The sequence below is a fragment of the Nocardiopsis halophila DSM 44494 genome (genome assembly GCF_000341245.1).
GTDB classification, from domain to species: Bacteria; Actinomycetota; Actinomycetes; order Streptosporangiales; family Streptosporangiaceae; genus Nocardiopsis_A; species Nocardiopsis_A halophila.
Genome location: NZ_ANAD01000053.1, coordinates 7,547 through 27,736 on the forward strand (window position 1 = coordinate 7,547; position 20,190 = coordinate 27,736).

The following is a 20,190-nucleotide window of genomic DNA, read 5'->3' on the forward strand; positions in this document are numbered from 1 at the left end:
CCCCGCATCCCGCCGCCGGGCCCGGCGCCCGGTCAGGTGTATTCGGCGATCACCTCGCGGGCGGCCTCGAGTTCGGCGCTCTTGGCGCGCGCGAACCCCTCGAACTCCTCCGGTTCGGCATGGACGGCCTCGAGCTGGATCCGGCTCTCGGCACCGGACCACACCTGGACCAGGCGAGTGGCGCGCTTGCACCGCACGTCGGCCTCGGCGACGGCGATCTCGTGGGCACTCGGGCGCTCCGAGTGCGCCCAGGCAGGGTCGCCCAGGGCCTCCATCGGATCCGGGTAGTCGAACCCGTCGTCCTTCATGCACGCGCTCCAGTCACCGAACACGCGCTCGACCGCGGGGGCCTCCATCGAGGCCTCATAGGCCCGCGATTCGTACTCGAACACGCGCGCCTCGGCGGGCGGGGGCACGTCCTCGCGCAGCCGCTCCTGGGCCCGCGCCCAGCAGCCGCCCTCGCCGTCGTCGCCGTAGGCGGCGCGCTCGTCCTCGGGGGCCAGCCCCTCGCGCTCCTCCTGTACCTGCAGGCGCTTCTCGACCTCCGGCGGGGACGGCGGCATGCGGTACCCGTAGCGCTCGGCGACCTGCGGCTCGATCAGGCCGTAGCGGCGGCGGTCCGTCGGGGCCGGGTCGCGCACCGGCGGCTCGAGGACCTCCCACTCCTTGCCGAGGCCGCGCATGCACGCGCGCATGATCAGGTCCCGCGCGTACTCGACCTCCTGGTGGTCCACGACGGAGAGCCGGTACGCGTCGAAGGGGACGTGCAGCGCGTACACCTCCGGGGGGACCGGGACGGCGCCGTCCCGGTCCCCTGCCTGAGGACCCGCGGCGCAGCCCGCGGCGGCCAGGAGGGCGAGGGCCGGGCCGAGCCCGCGCAGGGCCCACCGCACGGTTCCCCTCCGGTCGTTCTCGGACCGTTCCGACACGGTTCTCCTCGCCCGCCCCTCAGCCGTGGAAGATGATGCAGCTCGCGCGGTTGTCGAAGTCGTTGTTGGTCAGGTCCTTGTCCTGGGAGTTGGCGCGCGCATAGTAGGTGATACCGCCGCACCTCGCTCCCCCGTAGTCATACATGGAAATACCATGATTAGCGTGGTTCTTCATCGAGCTGATGTGGCCGTCCAGGTTCCCGCCCCCGTCGAAGTAGTTGTTCGACAGGTTGCGGTCGGTTCCGTTGAACTCCTGGTTGCGCCCCTTGAAGTCATCGTGCTCATAGACGTGGAAGTCGTCGGCGGCCGCCGCCCCCACCATTCCCGAGAAACCGATGATTCCAACAGCCGCGAATACGGCGATCCTTTTCAGCATGGCGATCATTCCTTTCTCCGGCTCGACACCCCTTGCGGTTTTTACCGCAGGCGGCCCCGCCGACGCTACGCGCGCCCGGTGACCACCACAAGGGCTCCCTGACCGCCTCCACACGGGTCAATTCCGACGAAGGTCCCGTTCTCCGTTTTTCACTGACGGCACAAGGAGGGATTTGGCCGAATTTCGGGACCTCCGGCACGCCATGGCGTACGGGGCGGCTCGGTCACGCGCTTTTCACACGCGGCGCCGCGGTCGAGCCTCTCCACCCCCACCTGGGCGTCCACCGGGACGACCCCCGGAACGCCCCGGTCCGCTCGGAGCCACGGGTCCCGACAGGGATTCGGGCACCGGCGGCCACCCGCAGGCTCCGATACCGGCGGTCGTTCTCCCTATACGAGCACCCGGCTGCTTGGCCGCGCCCCATCCGACCGCCCAGCGCGCGTCGGCGGCGTGGAAGTGCAGGTGCCACGGTTCGCCTCCGTGCCGGGAGAGCACGGGCATGGCCCCGGTTTCGCGCATGACCGCGTTCGCGGTCTCGCAGGCGGTGTCCATGTCGCCCTCCTCCACCGCGGCGAAGACCCGGTACAGGCGCCGGGCGAGCCCGCGCAGCTCCTCGGTGTCCCAGGCCCCGGGGAGCTCGTGGGCGTACTGCCGCCCGGCCGCCGAAAGCGCCTCGGCGAGGTCGGCGGGGGCGGCGAGGGGACGAAGGACACGATCCGGGCGGGACCGCGGTCCCCTACCGCAAAGAAATCGCGAAACGCCGCGCGGCACCGCGCGCGCTCGGACCCGGTACGGGTACCACCGGAGGCGGGAGGTGCCCGGCACCCCCGCCCCGACCGGGTTCCGCTGGAAATCGAGGACCGCCTGTGAACGACGACTCGTCCCTGCTCTACCGGCTCGGTGACGCGGCCTGGCGGATGCTGCTCATCGGAGCGGTCATCGTACTGCTGCTGTGGGCGCTCGCCTATGTCAAGGTCGTGTCCGTCCCCGTGGTGCTGGCCGTCTTCCTCACCTCGCTCTTGATGCCCGCCGTGCTGCTCCTGCGCCGGGCGGGGCTGGGGCGCGGCCTGGCGACCACCCTCGCCTGCCTGGGCGCCCTCGTCGTGCTGGCCGGGGTCACCACGCTCGTGGTGCGCCCGGCGGTCTCCGGCGTCGAAGGGCTGATCGACAGCCTGGGCCGGGTCCCGGACACCCTCGAGCAGACCGCCTACTCCCTGGGCCTGGACCCGCTGCTGATCAACGACCTGGTGGACTCGGCCTCCCAGGAGGTCACCAGGATGCTGGAGCAGAACCGGCAGCAGCTGGTGACCGGAGTGTGGTCGGCCGGGACCGCCGCGTTGGAGGTCCTGGTGGGGGCGGTGCTGGTCCTGGTGCTGACCGTGTACTTCCTGCACTCGGGCGACCGGCTGATGGAGTGGAACTACTCGCTGCTGCCGCGCGCGTCGCGGCCGGGCCTGCGCGCCTCGGCCGAGGCCGCCTACGGGGTGGTGGGGCGCTACGTCCGCGGCGTGGCCATCGTGGGCCTGATCGACGCGGTGGGCATCGGCGTGCCCCTGTTCTTCCTCATCGATCCGGCACTGGTGGCCCCGCTCATCCTGCTCACCTTCCTGGGCGCCTTCCTGCCGATCGTGGGCGCGTTCCTGTCCGGGCTGCTGGCGGCGCTGGTCGCCTTCGTCACCGAGGGGCTGGTGACCGCGCTCATCGTGGTGGCGGTGGTGCTGCTGGTCCAGCAGGCCGAGAGCCACATCTTCGCCCCGCGCGTCTACGGCCGGGCGCTGGACCTGCCCAGCGCGGTGGTGCTGGTGGCCATCTCCTGCGGCGGCGTCATCGGCGGGATCCTCGGGATGTTCCTGGCGACCCCGGTGGCGGCCGTGGTGGCGACCCTGCTGCGCGACCGCCCCTTCGCCGTCGTGGAGGATGCGCCCGGCGGCACGGAGGAGGCCGTGGCCGCGGGAGCCGCGGCGGGCACGGCGCGGGACGGCGGGCGCCCGGCCGGTGCGGGGACGGCGGGCGATGGCGCGGCCGGAGAGAACGGCGCGGGCGGTGCGAGCGGGACGGGCGGCACGGACGGCGCAGCGCCGAAGCCGGCCTCCGACGAGAACGGCGGACGGCAGGGCTGAGCACATCGGGGGGGACGGAAGCGCCTGTCGGCAGGGCCGTCGGCGCCCGGGGCCGATAGGGCCCGAAGGCCCGTCCGAGCGTTCCGCGTCCGTCCGGATGCCGGGGTGCTGCCCAGGGATCGGTCCCCGCACCTGCTCAGGCCTCCCCGTGTCGAACGACGGAGTCCGGCGCGGCCCACCACCGAGCGGCCGCCGGGCGCCCAGGTCCGAAGACCAGGGCACGAAGCCCCTCGTCAACGGGCTGAGCCCGCTCATAGAAGGCGGCGACGAGTACACGGCTCCACGCGAAGAGCATTCACCCGGCCTCCCTCTGGACCTCCTTCATGAAGGCGCTCAGGGCGGAAGCGGCGGGAGCTCGTGCTCCAGGCCGGGGGCCGGGTCCCGCTCCGTCTCCGCGAGGCGGCGCGCGATCCCCTGGGCCGCCGCCCTGAGGGCGGGGACGAGGCGCACGGGGTCGGCCCTCAGGCTGCGTACCACGATGCCCAGCGCCGCCACCGGCTCGGCGCCCGGAGCGGCCTCTGAAGCGTCGCCAGTGGCGCCCTCGAGTGCGGCCTCCCGGCCACCGCCGTCCGGCCGCCCCGGCTCCACCGGGACCGCGACCGACACCGACCCCAGCGTCATCTCCTCCTGTGTCAGGGCGTGGCCGCGCCTCGCCACCTGGCGCAGCTCCCGCTCCAGGCGCCCCCGTTCGACCACCGTGAAGCCCGTCGGGCGCGGGAGGGGGCGGGCGAGGTACTCCTCCCGGACCGACGGAGCGGCCCCTGCCAGGAGCGCCTTGCCGACGCCGGTCGCATGCAGCGGCAGGCGGCCGCCGACCCGCGAGACGACGGGCACCGACCGGTGTCCGCAGAGCTTCTCCACATAGAGCGCGTCGAAGCCGTCCCGCACGGCCAGGTGCACGTTCTCCCGCGTCGCCTCGTACAGGTCCTGCATGAGCGGCAGGGCGACCTGCCTGAGCCGGCCGGACACCGGGGCGAGCAGGCCGGTCTCCCACAGCCGCCTGCCGATCCTGTAGCGGCCGGCGCTCCCCCGCTCCCNCCGTCGCTCCCGCGCTCCAGCGCACGCCAGGACTCCAGTTCCCCGGCCAGGCGGTGCACGGTGGCCAGGGGCAGCTCCGCCCGGCGGGCCAGCTCCGAGAGCGTCAGCGCCGGATGGGCGACGTCGAAGGAGGCCAGCAGCCGCAGCGCGCGCCCGGTCACCGACCGGCCGTCCCCTCCGGTCATCACGCCCCCTCTCAGAGCCCCTTCCAGTGAGTGGAAGCCCAGGCTAGCCCGTGACGCGCGCCACCTAGTTGGGTGGCCCCATGCACACACGAGTCGGAATCCTCGGCGCCGGCCCCGCGGGCCTGGTGCTCTCCCTCCTCCTGGCCGAAAAGGGCATCGATTCGGTGATCGTCGAGACCCGCACGCGGGAGGAGATCGAGCGGACCATCAGGGCCGGGGTGCTCGAACAGGGGACCGTCGACCTGCTGGTGCGGCACGGGGCCGGCGACCGCGCCCTCCGCGAGGGCGCCCGCCACGACGGGATCGAGCTGAGGTTCGGCGGCCGGCCGCACCGCATCGACTTCGCCGGGCTCGTGGGGCGGTCGGTGTGGCTCTACCCCCAGCACGAGGTGCTCAAGGACCTGGTCGCCGCGCGCACGGCCGCCTCCGCCGACATCCGCTTCGGCTGCTCCCAGGTGGAGCTGCGGGGCCTCGAAGGGGACCGCCCCTCCGTCGCCTTCACCGACGACGGCGGCGCGCGGCACGAGCTGACGTGCACGGTGGTGGCCGGGTGCGACGGGTCCAACGGCATCAGCCGCAGGTCGATCCCCCAGGGCGCGCGCACCGAGCACTTCCGGGCCTACCCCTTCGGCTGGTTCGGCATCCTCGCCGAGGCGCCGCCGTCCTCGGCCGAGCTGGTCTACGCGCACTCCGAGCGCGGCTTCGCTCTGATAAGCACGCGCAGCCCCGGGGTCCAGCGCATGTACTTCCAGTGCGCGCCGGACGAGGAGGCCGACGCCTGGAGCGATGCGCGGATCTGGGACGAACTGCAGGCGCGGGTGGTCGGGGACGGCTTCGCGCTCCAGGAGGGACCGATCTTCCAGCGAGGCGTCATCCCCATGCGCAGCTTCGTCTGCGAGCCGATGCGCCATGGACGCCTGTTCCTGGCCGGCGACGCCGCGCACGTGGTTCCGCCGACCGGCGCCAAGGGGCTCAATCTCGCGGTGGCCGACGTCGCTGTCCTGGCGCGCGCGCTGACCGAGTTCTTCGCCACCGGTTCCGAGGCCGGGCTGGACGCCTACGGACCGACGGCCCTGCGGAGGGTATGGCGGGCGCAGCACTTCTCGTGGTGGATGACGTCGATGCTCCATACGCCCCCGGACGCGTCGCCGTTCGACGTCCAGCGGCAGCTGGGCGAGCTGGACATGGTCACCGGCAGCACGGCGGGGGCCGCCTACCTGGCCGAGGCGTACACGGGATGGCCGCTGGACGGGTAATGCGGCCCGGGCCGTGCGGCAGGGAGCGCCGCACGGCCGTGGCGCCCCCGCCGCCCGGGCCGCGGGTGGGTCGGGACCGCTCGTGGATCGCTCCGGGATCCGCCTTAGACCCCGACGACCTCGAACTCCACGGCCAGCTCGACGCCGTTGCGGGCGCCGGCCTCCTCGGCCGCCGTGCGGAGCATGCTCTTGTGGTCGAACCCTTCGAGCGCGCCCATGTAGACCTCGTGGGCGTCCAGGGAGGCGATGCCCGTGTTCAGCTCGTCCTGACCGAAGGAGGTGAAGTGCGTGGGCTCGGGCGAGGAGGAGAAGGCCACCGAGCGCACCCCCTTCCATGCCTTGAGTCCTTCCTCCCCCAGCTCGGGGAAGACCCAGGTGTTGGCGGCGTCGCGGACGGCGTCGAGCAGCGCCGGGCCGAGCACCCGGTGGTCGGCGTGGTTGTAGAAGTCCGCGCCCGGAAAGTACTCGCGGTAGTTGATGGAGATCACCACCTCCGGGCGGTGGTCGCGGATGGCCCGCGCCAGCGCGCGGCGGAGGCCGAGCCCGTACTCCAGCGTGCCGTCGGGGAAGTCCAGGAACTGCACGCGCTTGGCGCCCACGATCCGGGCGGCGGCGCGCTGCTCCTCCACGCGCAGCGGGCCGGCCTCGCTCGGCGGCACGGTCTCGATACCGGCCTCGCCCTTGGTCACCAGGAGTTCCGAGACCTCCTTGCCCTGGCGTGTCCATTTGGCGATGGCCGAGGTGGCGCCGAACTCCAGATCGTCCGGGTGCGCGACCACGGCCAGCGCGCGCGTCCAGTCCTCGTCGAAGGGCTTCAGGTGGGTGTCTTGAGCGGCCATAGAGGGGACTCTAACCGCGCCGGAGGCCGCGGCCGCGGACGCACGCGGGACTCTCCGGGGCTCACCTGCCGAATCCGGCCCGGGGTGGCCGGAAGCGGCCGTTCACGGGCGGGACCGGGTGCAAGGCTCAGCGGCCGCCCTCGACCGTCTCCCAGAGCTCGGACGCCACCCGCCTGCCACCGGGGACAGAGTAGATCTCGGTCGGCACCTCCCTCGGCTCCGCCCCGATCCCGTCGGGGTTCCCCCAGTTCGCCGGGGATCCGGGACATATCGCGCCTCCGAACGTTCCGGGGATCTCCTGCGGCTCGCTCCTGAGCTCGAAGGTCCGCTCGTGGACGGGCGCACCGGTCGCCAGTTCGCGCACCGTGACGGTGAAGCGCTGAGAGTAGACCGGCACCATGCGCACCGCCGGATTCGGGGAGCCGTGGTCGGTGTCCCGGTAGGCGCACTCGCCGATCTCCTCGTCGGCGCCCTGGCCCTCCACGCAGGCCAGGAGCTCCACCTCCTCGGCCGCCCCCGGGGTCCAGCCGTTCACGGTCCTGCGGCCGCTGACGGTCGTCTCCCCCTCCAGGTCCATGAGCTCGAAGCGGTCCGGCTCCGTGTCGTCCCCGGGCGCCCGGAGGAAGACCGCGACGGTGTGCGGCGGCTCCGGGGCCGTCTTCGCCGCCTTCACATACCTGCGGTCCGGATCGGGGCACAGCTCTCCGAGCTCCTCCAGGGTGTACTCGGCGAAACGCTCGCCTCCGACGGCCTCCCGGGCCGAAGGGGGCAGCACGGAGGCGCAGCCCCCGGCGAGGAGGGACAGGGCCGCCACGGCGGCAGGAGCGCGCCGGAGGCCGCGGCGGGTGGTGGGGGACGGCAAGGCGGACCTTTCTGGCTCTCAGGCGATCGCTGACGTCTTCTGCCGGTCGCTGTTTCTGCCGGCCTATGTTTCCGCCGGTCTCTGTCGGCCGGTTCCGCGGTCGGCGCGGCGGGGGCCGGACCGGTGGCGGAATCCGCCGCACATCGGACACCGAACGCGTCCGGAAGACTACAACGCCCCTGCGGCGCCGGTGACGCCCCGCACCCCGCGTTGCCGTCCGCGGCGCTTCTTGATAAGCGGAGGCCATGGACGCTCACCGGCACCTGCTGCCCATGGACACCTCGGCCGACGCCGAACGCCGCCGCGGGCGCACCGCGCTGCTCCCGGTCGGGAGCTTCGAGCAGCACGGGCCCCACCTGCCCTCGGCCACCGACACCGTGATCGCCTGCACCGTCGCCCGGGAGATCGCGGCGGCCCACCCGGTGCAGGTGCTGCCCCCGCTGACCATCTCCTGCTCCCATGAGCACGAGGACTGGCCGGGCACAGTGAGCATCTCGGCCTCCACCCTGCTCACGGTGGTCCGCGACGTCGCGGACTCGGCGCTCCGGGCCGGCGCGGCCGGGCTGGTCCTGGTCAACGGGCACGGCGGCAACTACGCACTGGGCAACGCGGTGCAGGAGGCCCGGGGAGCGATGGCGCTGTTCCCCGGCCCCGCCGAGTGGGCAGAGGCGCGCCGCGCCGCCGGGCTGGCCACCTCCGCCGACGCCGACATGCACGCCGGGGAGCTGGAGACCTCGATCCTGCTGCACGCGCACCCCGAGCTGGTCGGCCCCGGGTACGCCGAGGCCGACCACGACGCCGAGGAGCGGCCGCACCTGCTGACGCTGGGGCTGGGCGCCTACACCGCCTCGGGGGTGGTGGGCCGTCCCTCCCTGGCATCGGCGTCCAAAGGGGCCGCCGTGCTGTCCTCCCTGGCGCGGTCCTTCGGGGCGCTGCCGCCGCTGTCGGCCCGCCGCTGACCGGCCGCCCGGCACACGAGCAGCACCACGGCTCCGGGCAGGCTCGCGACCAGGGCCAGGGCCCCGTACCCGACGGCGGTGGCCAGCCCCAGTTCGGCGCCGAGCCCGGCGGCGCCGAAGGCGGCCGCGGTGGCCGCCTCGCGCGGCCCCCAGCCGGCGGCGTTGGCCGGCACCGCCATGGCCAGCAGCGCCGCCACGGCCGGGAGCACCAGCTCGGTGCCGGAGGCGGCGACCCCGACCGTGCGGGCGGCCACGACGAACAGGACGAGGTGCCCGGCCAGGACCGCGGCCGAGAGGGCGGCGACCCGCGGGCCCAGGCCGCGGGAGAGCAGGGTGGCGCGGGCGTCGGCGAGCACCGCCAGCACCGCGGACCGGACGCGGGGCAGGCCCCTGCCCCGGCGCGCCCAGAGCACCAGCCCCNCGGCGCCACCGGGTCGACCACCGACCACCACGCGGGGGCGGCGGCCAGGAGCACGGCTCCGACGGCGATGAGCACCGCCTGGCCGGCGGTGCGCTCCAGCACCACCGCGCGCACGCCGGCGCCGAGCGCCCCGCTGCGGCGGCCGTGGTCCAGGGCGCGGTGGACGTCGCCGAGCACCCCCGTGGGAAGGACCGCGTTCAGGAACAGCGAGCGGTAGTAGGCGGCGACCGCCGGGCCGGTGCGCAGGCGCAGTCCCAGTGCGCGGGCGACCAGGACCCACCGGCGCGCGCTGAGCAGGGTGGTCGCCGCTCCGACGGCCAGGGCCGCGGCCACCGCCAGGGCGGCGGGGCCGGCTCCGACGCCGCCCAGGGCCGCGGCCACCGCGCCCAGGTCCAGGCGCCAGGCGACGATCCCCAGCAGCGCTGCCGCCGCGACGATCCGCGCCCACGGCCACAGGCCGGCCGGTATCCCGGCGCGCCGCCGCCGTTCAGGTCCGGTCACGTCCGTGCCCCCGTCCGGCCCTCCGCCCCGCGAGCGGAGGCGGAAGGCCACCATGATGCCACCGCCCGGTGCACCGATCGCCCCGTTTCGCGAATTTCCATGGTCCCCATGCGTGCCCCGCTCATTCCCCGTCGCTTCCTCCCCGGCGGTTCACTCCCGGGCCCGTACCGCGGCCGTACCCGCACCGTCGGCGCCGGTCCCACCCCCTGAGTTCCGTCCGACCCGCGATCGGTTCGGATCCGGGTCCGGCCTCCGTCTGCAGGAACGACATCCCGCGAGGCCTGAAGGGGTGGCGATCACCTCGTTCAGAGGAACACCGCCTCCGGGGCCGCTGCCGAGCCCGAAGCACCGACCGGGGCGGCGGACCGCGCCCGGCGCGGAGGCCGCCGCGTCCGAAAACCCTGCCGCATGCATCGGCGGAACTTCCGACGGCCGTGGGCGGCCCCCGGACACGGCCCTCAGCCGCCCAAGGACGACATGCACACCGGCCCGGTCTCCGGTGGCGACCGGGCCCCGGCTCCCGGCTATCGAGCTCCCGGCTGTCGAGGCCCTATCTCCTCGGCACCTCCGCCTCACATTCGTCCGCCCCCTCCGTCGTCCGGCAGGGCGAGGAGGTCACGGTGGTGCACCTCTACGTGCAGGTCTCCGTCGGCGCACTGGGACCGGCGGCGGTCGAGGTAGTCGCGCGCTCTCACGCCCAGGTCCGGGCGCTGCTCGACGGCCGCCGCCACCCATCCCTCCAGCCACGCGGCGGCGAGGGCGCGCAGGTCCGGACCCAGCCGCCAGGGGCTGTCGCGGACCAGGACGTGCGCGCCGGCTCCCGCGAACGCCTGTGCCACGGCCCCGGGAGCGTCCGGCCCCAGCAGCGTCCGACCTCCCGACTCCCGTCTCTGGTGCGCGTTGAACGCCGCCTCGATCTCCCGGTCCAGCGGCTCCTCAGGGGCCAGGACCACCCTGCCCGCCACCGAGAGGGTGAGCAGGGCCGGGCAGCGCGCACCGGTGCACGCGGCGACCAGCGCGTAGGCCTCGTCGGTCGTCAGCACGTCCAAGAGCGCCGAAGCGGTGACCAGGTCGGCCCCGCGCAGGTCGGACCCGGTAAGGACGGTGAGCTCGGCCGTGCGGGTCTCCACGGTCACCGGTCGCCCGTCCGCCGCCGCGGAGGGCGGGCCGGCCCGCGCGCGCCGGAGCAGGTCCTCGTCGCGGTCGTAGACCACCCAGTGCTGCGGACCGGGAAGGATCGGCGCCGTCCAGCGGGCCATGGAGCCGGTACCGCCTCCCAGGTCGCACACCAGCAGCGGCGCACCGTGCTCCGGTCGGCGCAGGAACCGGCCGGCCTCGGCGGCCAGGCCGCGGTGGCGCGCGGCCGCGTCGGCCGGCTCCCGCAGCGCCAGCCAGTCCGGAGCGAACCGCCGCGTCCCCGGTGCGTTCATCGCGCCCCCTCTGCCGCCGCCCGGTCGCCGTGGAGCAGTTCCAGGACCCGGGCCATGTCCGCGGCCGCGCTCCTCCAGGAGCGCAGCAGGGCCCTCCGCTCGCGTGCGGCGGTCCGCAGGCCCACGCGCAGGGCCCCGTCGCCCCACCACCGTCCGAGAGCCCCCGCGAGCGCCAAGGCGTCCCCCGAGGGGACGAGGAGGCCGGCCACCCGGCCGCCGGAGACGCGGCCGACGGTCTCGGGCAGCGCCCCCGCCCCGCTCACCAGGACCGGGATGCCGCGTGCCAGCGCTTCGGACACCACCATGCCGTAGGTCTCCGCGCGGGAGGGCAGCACCACCAGGTCGGCGCGGGCGAACTCCCCGTCCAGCGCCGAGGGGCCCAGCGCGCCGGTGAAGCGGACCCGGTCCCGGATGCCGTGCCGTTCGAGCCGCTCCTCGACCCGTTCGGCGAATGTGGGGCGCGAGGGGCCTCCGGGGGAGGCCGCCTCCGAGGGCTGGGGGCCGGCCATGACGCACGTCCATCGCCGGTCGCGGTTTCGGCCGAGCGCTTCGGCGAGCAGGTCCTGTCCTTTGCGCGGGGTCACCGCCGCCACGCACAGCAGCCTGGAGGCGCCGTCGGTCCCGGGCGCCAGGGGCGCACGGTCGGTGCCGGGCTCCACCGTGTGGACCCGCGCCGGGTCGAGCCGGTGGCGCCGTGCGATGTCCCGCGCCGCGTGGCCACTGGTGGCCACCACCCGGTCCGCCGCGCGCAGGACCGCCCCCTCCGCTCGCTCGTACGCCTCCGCTCGCTCAGGGCGCAGCCCTCCCTCGTCCGCAAGGGGAAGGTGGACGAGGACCGCCAGGCGCAGCCGGGCCGCCGCCGGGGCGAGCACGTCGGGGACGCCGCAGGCCACCAGCCCGTCCACCAGGACGGGGGTGCCGTCCGGAAGCCCGTCGAGGGCCCGGGACAGCCGCGCGCGCTCGGCGCCCGAGGGATCCGGCCAGGCACCGTCCAGCGGGAGTTCACGCACCGGCATCCCCACGCGCGCCGACTCCTCGGCGATGCGCCGGTCGTACCGGTTCCCTCCGCTGGGCGCGGCCGGGTCGCCGATGCTCCCGGGAACGATGAAGACCGTCGTGCTCACAGCGACCGCTCATAGCTCGCCCACGCGACGTGGGACTCGTGGAGGGTCACCGCCAGGCCGTCCAGCCCGCGCGCCCCCTCCCCCAGCTCGCCGGCCTCGATCCGGGCGGCGAGCCGGTCGGCGACCACCTTGGCGAGGTACTCCGTGGTGGTGTTGACGCCTTTGAAGGCCGGATCGTCGTCGAGGTTGCGGTAGTTCAGTTCGGCCAGGACCTCGCCGAGCCGGGTGGTCGCCAGTCCGATGTCGACGACCACCCCGTCGCCGTCCAGCTCGGCGCGGCGGAAGGCCGCGTCGACGACGAAGGTGGCGCCGTGCAGGGCCTGTGCCGGTCCGAAGACGTCGCCGCTGAAGCTGTGCGCGGCCATGAAGTGGTCGCGGACGGTGACGCTGAACAAGGGTTCCTCCTCAGAGGCGGGGGTCAGGGGTAGGCGATCCGGTGGCAGAGGGCCGGGACGGTTCCGTCCGCCAGGCCCCGCATCGTCTCGGGCAGTTCGTCGAAGGGGCTCTCACCGCTGATGAGGGCGTCGTAGGCGGGGTCGGAGAGCAGGTCCAACGCCAGCGCCAGGCGGTCGCGCAGCGTCCGGCGCGCGCTGCGGGCCGGGGACACCCTCCCCACCTGGCTGCAGCGCACCGCCAGCCTGCGGGGGTGGAAGGCCTCTCCCAGCGGAACCCGCACCTGCCGGTCGCCGTACCAGCTCAGCTCGATCACCTCGCCCTCGGTCCCCAGGAGTTCCAGGGCCCGGGACAGCCCCTCCTCCGAGGCGCTGGTGTGGAACACCAGGTCGCATCCGCCCTCGGCGCCGCCGGGCGCGGCGAAGGGGACGCCCAGCCGTTCGGCGACGGCGGCCCGTGCGGGGTCGGTGTCGACCAGCTGCAGGCGCACCCCCGGCAGGGCCGCCAGCAGGCGCGCCGTACAGCCGCCGACCATGCCGGCGCCGACGACGCAGACGCGGTCGCCCACCCGGGGCGCGGCGTCCCACAGGGCGTTGACCGCGGTCTCCACGGCTCCGGCGAGCACCGCCCGGCGGGCGGGCACCCCGGGCGGGAGCGGCACGACCGCGTCAGCCGGGACGACGTAGCGGGTCTGGTGCGGGTACAGGCAGAACACCTCGCGCCCGACCAGGTCCGGCGGGCCCTGCTCCACCCGCCCGCTGTTGAGGTAGCCGTACTTGACCGGGCCCGGGAACTCGCCCTCCTGGTGGGGCGCCCTCATGTCCGCGCTGAGGGCCTGCGGGACGCGCCCGTTGAACACCAGAGCCTCGGTGCCGCGGCTGACCCCGGTGTACAGGGTGCGCACCACGACGTCACCGGGGCCCGGTTCGGCAAGCCCGACGGGACGGATCTCCCCTTCGCCCGGAGCGTTCACCCAGAAAGCGCGCGCTGCGCGTTCCACCTGCTCACCCTCCGTTCGCCCCGGGGCCCGCCTCTGTGGCCGCCCATGGTGCGGCGCTCGTTCCGCGCCCGTCGCCCCGGCACCCGTCCGCGCCTGCACGGCGCGCGCGCCACAGCCACAGCACGTCCCGGCCGAAGGACCAGGCCAGCAGCGCGAGTGCGCCCGCAGCCGCCGCGGCCGCCGCGAACGGGGGCAGCAGACCGCTGACGACCGCGATGAGCGCCACCGCCTGCACCGCCGCCACGGCCTTGCGCGCGGTGCTCGGCGGGAGTCCGGCGCCGAGCCAGGGGGCGAAGCGCGCGGCCGCGCCGAAAGCGTAGCGTGCGCCGCCGATCGCCAGTGTCCACAGGCCGAGCAGGAACGCGGCGTGCACGCTGAGCACCAGGATCAGGAAGGCGTCGACCTCCATGTCGAAGCGGGCCCCGAGCCGCGATGCGGTACCCGTGCGCCGGGCGACCGGCCCGTCGACCCCGTCCATGGCCAGCGCCACCGAGGCCAGGACCGCCGCCGGCCAGGGGTCGGCGGGGCGGCCGGAGGCGGCGTCGGCGACCAGGGCGGCCACCCCGCCCACCAGCACAGCGCGGGCCAGGGTGACGCGGTCGGCCGGGCGCATGGACACCGCACCGTCGCGCCGCAGCGCGCGCGCCAGCAGCGCCCACAGCGCGAGCGCATAGGCGCACCCGACGGCCCATCCCGCCGCTCCGAGCCCGACGGTGGACGCGATCAGGGCCAGCAGCACGGGCTGGGCCGCGGCCCCCAGGGCCGTGCCCCACCACGGCCCCGGCCGCAGGTGCGGTCCGGGCCCGGCGATCGTGCGGGCGGGGATCTCACAGACGCCCATAAGCACGCTTCACCTCCGCCATCAAGGCGTCGCGGACGCCGGGGGCGAGGGCGAGGGTCGCCTCGGAGTCCACGGTGTGCTCGGAGCCGTCGCGGTCCAGGACGGCCCCGCCGGCCTCGCGCACCAGCAGCACGCCGGCGGCGGTGTCCCAGGGGCGGTTGGCCAGGATCAGCGCGGCGTCCAGCCGGCCGTGCGCGGTCCAGGCCAGGTCGGCCGCAGCGGTACCGAGCATCCTGATCCGCTGCACCCGCGCCCCGAGCCGCCCCAGCAGCTCCAGGCGCACCCGGTTCTTGGCCTCGGCGCCCGGCCCCACGGCGAAGTCGCCGACCGCGACCATGGCCGCCCCCGGGTCGGCCGTGGCGGCCGCGTGCAGCCGTTCGGCGCCGCAGTAGGCCCCTACCCCGGACGCCGCCGAGTACGCGGCGTCCAGGAAGGGGAAGTCGATGGCGGCGGCCACCGCGGTCCGCCCGTGCACCAGGGCGACGGTCGCCCCGCACAGCGGGATTCCGCGGGCCAGGTTGGCGGTGCCGTCCACGGGGTCGACCACCCAGTAGGGCGCGTCCCCTCCGGCGCCGGTGCGGCCGTGCTCCTCACCGAGCACGCCCAGCCCGGGCGTCTCGCGGCCCAGGAAGTCCCGCAGCGCCTCCTCCACCGCCAGGTCCACGTCGGTCACCATGTCGCGGTCGCCCTTGGCGGCGACCGAGCGCGGGGCCCGGTCGGCGATGATGCGCCGGGCCAGGGCCGCCGCCTCGCGCGCGACCGGGAGCAGGTCGGCCCCGTCGGCCGTCGCGCCCGGCCGGGTCCCGTGCTCAGCCACGGCGGCCCCCGCCCGTCTGCGCCGCCCCGCCGGAGGTGTCGCTCCCGGGACGCCCGTTCACGCCCTCCGCGCCGCCCACGGCCTCGACGCCGTCGAGCTGCGGGAGGTCGTGGCCGAGCCGGTCGCGCTTGGCGGTCAGGTAGGCGAGGTTGCCGCCGTGCGCGGGCGCCAGCAGCGGAACGCGCGCGGCCACCGCCAGGCCGTGCGCCTCCAGCGCCTCCACCTTGTCGGGGTTGTTCGACATCAGGCGGACGGAGGCCACCCCGAGGTGGCGCAGGATCCGGGCGGCCGGGCCGTAGTCGCGCACGTCGACCGGGAACCCCAGGGACGTGGCCGAGTCCACGGTGTCCAGCCCCTGCTCGTCCTGGAGAATGTGGGTGCGCACCTTGGCCAGCAGGCCGATCCCGCGCCCCTCGTGCCCGCGCATGTAGACCAGCACCCCGCGGCCCTCGGCCGCGATCGCCTCCAGGGCCGAGTCGAGCTGCTCGCCGCACTCGCAGCGGGTGGCGCCGAAGACGTCCCCGGTCAGGCACTCGGAGTGGACGCGGACCAGGACCGGCCCGCCGTCCGCGACGTTCCCGCGCACCAGCGCCATGTGCTCGCCGTGGGCCCCGGGGTCGCGGAAGGCCACGGCCCGGAACCGGCCGCGGCGGGTGGCCAGGTCGGATTCTGCGGTCTCCAGGTGCGTTCCGTCGTGATCAGGCATCCTGCTCCCCTCGCTGGTGGGAGGGCCGCGGCGGGGCGGCCCGGGCGCGCGTGCGCGTCACGCTATAGACTGACCCTGATATTCGAAATTTGAAACATCGTATCTCGAGGACGGCATCATGGGCGGCGACCCCCGGGAAGGAACGGGACTGACACGGCGGCGGCGCCGGATCTCCGACAGCGAGACCGAGCGGCGCATGCTCCAGGCGGCCATGGACCAGGTCAACAGCGCCGGACTGACGGTCAGCCTGGACCACATCAGCTTCGAGGACGTGATCCACCAGGCCGGCGTCTCGCGCAGCGCGGTCTACCGCCGCTGGCCCTACAAGGACCTCTTCTTCAGCGACCTGCTCCTGGAACTGGCCCGCGGAACGAGCCCGGCCATCGGCACGACCAACCCCGAGGCGGTGCGCGGCGTCGAGCAGACCATCCTGGACAACCTCGACCGGCTCCGCTCCCCCGCCCGGCGCATGGAGGTGGCCGCCGAGGTCCTGCGCCACGGAGCGCCCCGCGAGCTCAAGACGTTCCTGGAATCGCCCGAGTGGCGCACCTACCTGGCCCTGCACGCGACCTTCCTGGGCCTGCCGGAGACCGACTACCGCGAAGAGGTGCGCCTGGCCCTGACCGAGTCCGAGCGCAGGGTCACCGCCGGCCTGGCGGCCTTCTACGAGCGGTGCGCCTCGCTCCTGGGGCTGCGCCTGCGCGCCGGCCTGGGGGCGGGCTACGAGTCGCTCGCCGCGCTCGCGGGAGCGACGGTGCGCGGCATGGTGGTCATGGCGCCCACCACCCCTGTGCTGTCCGAGCTGACCGTGCGGTCCGGGACGCTCGGCCTGCCCGAGGCGACCGACTGGTCGCTCCCCGCGCTCGCGCTCGCCTCGATCGCCTCGGCGTTCCTGGAGCCCGACCCCGACGTCGTGTTCGACGACGCGCGCATCGAGGAGCTGCGCACCGAGCTGAGCGCCCGGCGCGGGCCGCTCGAACGTGCCGCGGTCGAGGAGGGGGCGGGCCCCGGCTAGGGCACCCCCGGGCCGGGCGGAGGCGCCGGCCGTCAGGGGCGCGCCCTCATTTGCGCCTGTACCTGGGCCGCGGCCGCAGGTGGGCGTTGGGCAGGGCGGGGGCGGGAAGGGGCGCCCCGTCGTCTTCGGGAACGGTCCCGAAGCGTGCGGGCCCGGCGCCGCCCGTGGGGGCGGCCCCGCCCTGCTCCTCTGCGCCTTGCCGGGTGCGTTCCTGCGTGCCGTTCGCGCGCGCTGCGGCCCGTTCGGCCTCCCAGGCCTCGCGCGCGGCCACGATCTCCTCATGGCTCCGCCCCACGAAGTTCCAGAACATGACGAGGTCCTCCTCGAAGGGGACACCGCCGATGAGGAGCGCGCGCGAGCCCGGCCGTCCGTGCAGGGCCAGTTCCTTGCGCCCTCGCCCCAGGTACAGCATGGAGCCCACGGGCACCTCGCACCCCTCCGCGCTCACGGGGCCGGCCAGGGCGAGCACGGCGTGCTCGAACTCCGGCTCCAACGGCATGCGCAGCGCGCCCTCCCCCTCCAGCGCCGCCTCGGCCCCGACCAAGGGGGAGTAGACGCGTGCGGGCGAGGTCTCCCCGGCCATCGACCCGGCGATGAGACGCACGGTCCCCGCGGCGCTCTGCAGGTCCGGAAGGTCGGCGTGGCGCTCGAACCCGGCGGGGCCGTCGCGGTGGGCCTCAGGCTGGGCGATCCACAGCTGCACACCGTGCAGTGTCGGCGGCCGTTCCTCCGGCGAGCGCTCGGAGTGGGCGATGCCCCGTCCGGCGGTCATCAGGTTGAGCTCGCCCGGGCGCACGGTGCGGTCGCTGCCCAGGCTGTCCAGGTGGCGGACCCGGCCTTCGAGCAGCCAGCTCACCGTCTGCAGGCCCGTATGGGGGTGGGGCGGCACCTGCATGCCCGGTCCGTCGGCGAGGTCGGAGGGGCCGTAGAAGTCGGCGAAGCACCAGGCACCGACCATGCGGCGCTCGCGGTTGGGCAGGGTCCGCTGGACGGGCATGGCGCGCGGCCCGCCCAGCGGGACCTCCCGGGGCGCGAGCAGTTCGATGTCGGGTTCGGCGGCCGGCGGTGCGGGTGCGGGACCGGGCGCCCCGGGCGCGGTGCCCGGGGCGCACACGGTCTGCTCGGCGGGGCGGCTCTCGACGTTGCTCACCGCCCCACCGTAAACCGGGCCCGGCGCGCGGACCCAGCCCTCCGGCGGCGGGCGCGTCAGCCCGCCAGCCCCCTCGCCCAGGCGGCGAGGCGGTCGAGGAAGGTCTCCGCCGTCGTGAGCCTCGGCTCCTCGGCGAGCACCGCGAAGTGGGGCACGTGCGGCATGCCCTCGTACAGGTCGAGCGCGACCCGGGTGCCCTGCTCGGCCGCGGCCTCGGCGAACCGCCGGGCGTCGTCCAGCAGCAGCTCGTCCTCCCCGGCGACCAGCAGCAGGGGCGGGAGGCCGGCCAGGTCCCCGTACAGCGGCGACTGCGGCGCCGCGTCGGCCGGTGCGCCGCCGAGGTAGTTGGGTCCGATGTGGCCCATCATCGACCCGGCCACCAGGTCCCTGCCCTCGTTCTCGGTGCGCGATCCGCCCTCGGCCGCGAAGTCGGTCAGCGGCGAGACCGCCACCGCCCCGCCCGGCAGCGCCTCGCCCGCCTCCTTGAGCACGAGCAGCGCCGACAGCAGCAGCGTCGCCCCGGCGGACTCCCCCGCCAGGACGATCCGCCCGGGCGGCACCCCCTGGGCGACCAGGGAGCGGTGGACCGCGACCACGTCGTCCACGGCGGCGGGGAAGGGATGCGCCGGGGCCAGCCGGTAGCCCACGCGCAGCGCGGGGCGGCCCGCGGCACGGGAGAGCCGGTGGGCCATGACGCGCTCGATCTGCGGGCTCTCGAACTCGAAGCCGCCGCCGTGCACGTAGACCAGCACGCCCGATGACAGCCCCGTACCGTCGGCGTCCACCCAGTCGCCCGGGACGCCGCCGGTCCCGGGAAGCAGCGGCTCGGTCCGGGCCGCGTCGGGCAGCGCGGCCCCGAACAGGGTCCCGCCGGTGAACAGCTCCCGCACCGCGGCCCGTTCGGCGTCGGTGGCGCGCACCCGCTCGACGAGGGGGCCCACCGGGCGGCGCGCCGCCCCGTCCCCGCCCGGTGAACCGGCCCCGGGCCCTGCGGACGTCCCGGGCTCCGCGGAGGCCCCGGCCTCTGGCTCCGCTGGCTCCGCTGCCTCCGCTCCGCCGTCGATCCCGGCGTTGAGCAGGGGCACCAGCGTCGTCTCCTCGTAGTCCAGGTGGGCGAGCAGGTCGGCGATCAGGCGGTCGACGTCGGCCAGGACCGCCCGGGTGTCGGGGTCGCCCCCGGAGACGCGCTCGCGGAGCGCGTCCAGCAGCTCGGCGACCCGGGCGTGCTCGGCGGCCAGGCGCTCGACCACCGGCGCCAGGTCCGGGCGCGCGGCGGCCACCGCGGGGAAGACCCCTCGGTCCTCCATGGTGTGGTGGTGGTGCAGGCCCTGGCACAGGGCCATGCAGTTGAGGCGCAGCTGGGCGCCGAGGGTCCCGCCTCCGGCGTCGGCGACCTCGGCGCGGACCAGCTCCAGCTCCCGGCGGAAGGCGTCGTGCACCACCACCAGGGCGTCCCCGGCGGGCAGGTCCGGAGGCCCGCCGGCGACGGGCTCCAGGGCGACGACGGGCAGGGTGCGCCCGGCCCGCTCCTGGTACTCGCCCCACCCCGCGTCGGCTTCCACGGCGCGCGCGAACACGCGGTCGCGCTCGACGCCCTGGAGCACCGTCGCCGTGGCGGTGTAGGTGAACGGGCCGTTCTCCACGGTGACGCGGGGGTCGGCGCGCAGGTTGCGGTACCAGGCCGGGTGGTCCGGGGCGCCTCCGGCCGAGGCGATGACGACGACGCGGCCGCGTTCGTCGTTGAGGTAGCCCAGCGGTGTGGTGCGCGGGAGCCCGGTGCGGGCCCCGGTGGTGGTCAACAGCAGCAGGCGGGCGCCGGCGAAGGGGCCTCCCACGCGCCCCTGGTTGGCGCGGAACTCTTCGATGACCTGCCGGTTGAAGTCGGTGATGATGGCGGCATCTCCTTGAATGCACGGGTGAGGAGCGCGCCGCCCTGCTGCGGGCGTGCGCGCGGAGGTGTTCAGGGGTGTCTCCGCACACGCGTCGGTACGGATGGCGGGCATCACGGGCGCATGGCGGGGCGGAGACCTCGTGGATCACGGATCGCCGTCGATGCGGCGGAGAAGGGGCGCCTGCTCACGCGCCGGGCGCGGAAACGGCCGACGGGCGCGGAGCGCGCGGCGCCATGCGCTAGATCAGTCCGAAGACGCGTGCTTCCATCACGACATCTCTCCAGGGTCAGGTGCCGCCCGGCCACCGCCTTCGTCGCTGCGGTGCCACGCGGCACG

At 75.2% G+C, this 20,190-nt stretch carries 19 protein-coding genes and 2 pseudogenes; 4 read left to right on the top strand and 17 right to left on the bottom strand.

Going from position 1 to position 20,190, the window contains the following annotated elements:
• Positions 1-32: 32 nt before the first annotated feature.
• The 3 genes from D450_RS0106535 to D450_RS32265 form a co-directional block, all read right to left on the bottom strand.
• Positions 33-929 (bottom strand): hypothetical protein, encoded by an 897-nt coding sequence (locus D450_RS0106535; RefSeq protein ID WP_017537876.1) that lies wholly within the window; start codon positions 927-929, stop codon positions 33-35.
• 19 nt (positions 930-948) lie between these two features.
• Positions 949-1,314 (bottom strand): peptidase inhibitor family I36 protein, encoded by a 366-nt coding sequence (locus D450_RS0106540; protein ID WP_017537877.1) that lies wholly within the window; start codon positions 1,312-1,314, stop codon positions 949-951.
• A gap of 225 nt (positions 1,315-1,539) precedes the next feature.
• Complete coding sequence (locus D450_RS32265; RefSeq protein ID WP_338037960.1) at positions 1,540-2,130, bottom strand: ABATE domain-containing protein; 591 nt, start codon at positions 2,128-2,130, stop codon at positions 1,540-1,542.
• 41 nt (positions 2,131-2,171) lie between these two features.
• Here D450_RS32265 and D450_RS0106545 point away from each other — a divergent pair, with 41 nt between their 5' ends.
• Positions 2,172-3,425, top strand: coding sequence for an AI-2E family transporter (locus tag D450_RS0106545; RefSeq protein WP_017537878.1), 1,254 nt, complete (start codon positions 2,172-2,174; stop codon positions 3,423-3,425).
• Between the two features lie 333 nt (positions 3,426-3,758).
• Here D450_RS0106545 and D450_RS29620 read toward each other — a convergent pair whose 3' ends face one another.
• The gene (locus D450_RS29620) at positions 3,759-4,394 is read right to left on the bottom strand and encodes an IclR family transcriptional regulator (RefSeq protein WP_017537879.1); all 636 of its coding nucleotides are present in this window, start codon (positions 4,392-4,394) and stop codon (positions 3,759-3,761) included.
• Between the two features lie 140 nt (positions 4,395-4,534).
• Positions 4,535-4,648, bottom strand: a pseudogene (locus D450_RS34515) (IclR family transcriptional regulator); the annotation flags it as partial.
• 80 nt (positions 4,649-4,728) lie between these two features.
• On the opposite strand from D450_RS34515, the gene D450_RS0106555 reads away from it, so the two are divergent.
• On the top strand, positions 4,729-5,904 hold the full coding sequence (locus D450_RS0106555) for a 4-hydroxybenzoate 3-monooxygenase (RefSeq protein WP_017537880.1): 1,176 nt from the start codon (positions 4,729-4,731) through the stop codon (positions 5,902-5,904).
• A gap of 104 nt (positions 5,905-6,008) precedes the next feature.
• Here D450_RS0106555 and D450_RS0106560 read toward each other — a convergent pair whose 3' ends face one another.
• Together D450_RS0106560 and D450_RS0106565 are read right to left on the bottom strand one after the other, a co-directional pair.
• Positions 6,009-6,743, bottom strand: a complete 735-nt coding sequence (locus tag D450_RS0106560; RefSeq protein ID WP_017537881.1) for a PIG-L deacetylase family protein — start codon at positions 6,741-6,743, stop codon at positions 6,009-6,011.
• Positions 6,744-6,870: 127 nt separating this feature from the next.
• Positions 6,871-7,557: a hypothetical protein gene (locus D450_RS0106565; protein WP_241483081.1), complete on the bottom strand. Its 687-nt coding sequence runs from the start codon at positions 7,555-7,557 to the stop codon at positions 6,871-6,873.
• Between the two features lie 293 nt (positions 7,558-7,850).
• On the opposite strand from D450_RS0106565, the gene D450_RS34520 reads away from it, so the two are divergent.
• Positions 7,851-8,564 (top strand): creatininase family protein, encoded by a 714-nt coding sequence (locus tag D450_RS34520; protein WP_017537883.1) that lies wholly within the window; start codon positions 7,851-7,853, stop codon positions 8,562-8,564.
• A gap of 502 nt (positions 8,565-9,066) precedes the next feature.
• Here D450_RS34520 and D450_RS34525 read toward each other — a convergent pair.
• The 8 genes and pseudogenes from D450_RS34525 to ribA form a co-directional block, all read right to left on the bottom strand.
• Positions 9,067-9,540: pseudogene (locus tag D450_RS34525) on the bottom strand (lysylphosphatidylglycerol synthase domain-containing protein); the annotation flags it as partial.
• Positions 9,541-10,058: 518 nt separating this feature from the next.
• On the bottom strand, positions 10,059-10,916 hold the full coding sequence (locus D450_RS0106580) for a class I SAM-dependent methyltransferase (RefSeq protein ID WP_017537885.1): 858 nt from the start codon (positions 10,914-10,916) through the stop codon (positions 10,059-10,061).
• Complete coding sequence (locus D450_RS0106585; protein WP_017537886.1) at positions 10,913-12,040, bottom strand: glycosyltransferase family 4 protein; 1,128 nt, start codon at positions 12,038-12,040, stop codon at positions 10,913-10,915. The genes D450_RS0106580 and D450_RS0106585 overlap by 4 nt, the downstream gene beginning before the upstream one ends.
• A complete protein-coding gene (locus tag D450_RS0106590) occupies positions 12,037-12,435 on the bottom strand; it encodes a 6-pyruvoyl trahydropterin synthase family protein (RefSeq protein WP_017537887.1) in 399 nt (132 codons plus the stop codon). The genes D450_RS0106585 and D450_RS0106590 overlap by 4 nt, the downstream gene beginning before the upstream one ends.
• 23 nt (positions 12,436-12,458) lie before the next feature.
• Complete coding sequence (locus D450_RS0106595; RefSeq protein WP_026128415.1) at positions 12,459-13,433, bottom strand: zinc-dependent alcohol dehydrogenase; 975 nt, start codon at positions 13,431-13,433, stop codon at positions 12,459-12,461.
• Between the two features lie 4 nt (positions 13,434-13,437).
• Positions 13,438-14,274, bottom strand: a complete 837-nt coding sequence (locus tag D450_RS0106600) for a CDP-alcohol phosphatidyltransferase family protein (RefSeq protein ID WP_017537889.1) — start codon at positions 14,272-14,274, stop codon at positions 13,438-13,440.
• A complete protein-coding gene (locus D450_RS0106605) occupies positions 14,261-15,091 on the bottom strand; it encodes an inositol monophosphatase family protein (RefSeq protein ID WP_017537890.1) in 831 nt (276 codons plus the stop codon). The genes D450_RS0106600 and D450_RS0106605 overlap by 14 nt, the downstream gene beginning before the upstream one ends.
• Complete coding sequence (gene ribA, locus D450_RS0106610; RefSeq protein WP_017537891.1) at positions 15,084-15,797, bottom strand: GTP cyclohydrolase II; 714 nt, start codon at positions 15,795-15,797, stop codon at positions 15,084-15,086. The genes D450_RS0106605 and ribA overlap by 8 nt, the downstream gene beginning before the upstream one ends.
• Positions 15,798-15,915: 118 nt before the next feature.
• Here ribA and D450_RS0106615 point away from each other — a divergent pair, with 118 nt between their 5' ends.
• Complete coding sequence (locus D450_RS0106615; protein WP_017537892.1) at positions 15,916-16,812, top strand: TetR/AcrR family transcriptional regulator; 897 nt, start codon at positions 15,916-15,918, stop codon at positions 16,810-16,812.
• Positions 16,813-16,858: 46 nt separating this feature from the next.
• Here the strand turns inward: D450_RS0106615 and D450_RS0106620 are convergent, their stop codons facing one another.
• Positions 16,859-17,962 carry a pirin family protein gene (locus D450_RS0106620; protein WP_017537893.1) on the bottom strand — a complete coding sequence of 368 codons (1,104 nt, stop codon included), beginning with the start codon at positions 17,960-17,962 and terminating at the stop codon, positions 16,859-16,861.
• A 56-nt stretch (positions 17,963-18,018) separates the two neighbouring features.
• Positions 18,019-19,965 carry a nitroreductase/quinone reductase family protein gene (locus tag D450_RS31725; protein WP_017537894.1) on the bottom strand — a complete coding sequence of 649 codons (1,947 nt, stop codon included), beginning with the start codon at positions 19,963-19,965 and terminating at the stop codon, positions 18,019-18,021.
• Between the last annotated feature and the right edge of the window lie 225 nt (positions 19,966-20,190).

Coding starts and splice junctions, on each gene's coding strand:
- D450_RS0106540 (WP_017537877.1), bottom strand. CDS start 1,314: ATGATCGCCATGCTGAAAAGGATCGCCGTATTCGCGGCTGTTGGAATC.
- D450_RS0106555 (WP_017537880.1), top strand. CDS start 4,729: ATGCACACACGAGTCGGAATCCTCGGCGCCGGCCCCGCGGGCCTGGTG.
- D450_RS0106560 (WP_017537881.1), bottom strand. CDS start 6,743: ATGGCCGCTCAAGACACCCACCTGAAGCCCTTCGACGAGGACTGGACG.
- D450_RS34520 (WP_017537883.1), top strand. CDS start 7,851: ATGGACGCTCACCGGCACCTGCTGCCCATGGACACCTCGGCCGACGCC.
- D450_RS0106580 (WP_017537885.1), bottom strand. CDS start 10,916: ATGAACGCACCGGGGACGCGGCGGTTCGCTCCGGACTGGCTGGCGCTG.
- D450_RS0106600 (WP_017537889.1), bottom strand. CDS start 14,274: ATGGGCGTCTGTGAGATCCCCGCCCGCACGATCGCCGGGCCCGGACCG.
- ribA (WP_017537891.1), bottom strand. CDS start 15,797: ATGCCTGATCACGACGGAACGCACCTGGAGACCGCAGAATCCGACCTG.
- D450_RS0106615 (WP_017537892.1), top strand. CDS start 15,916: ATGGGCGGCGACCCCCGGGAAGGAACGGGACTGACACGGCGGCGGCGC.
- D450_RS31725 (WP_017537894.1), bottom strand. CDS start 19,965: ATGCCCGCCATCCGTACCGACGCGTGTGCGGAGACACCCCTGAACACC.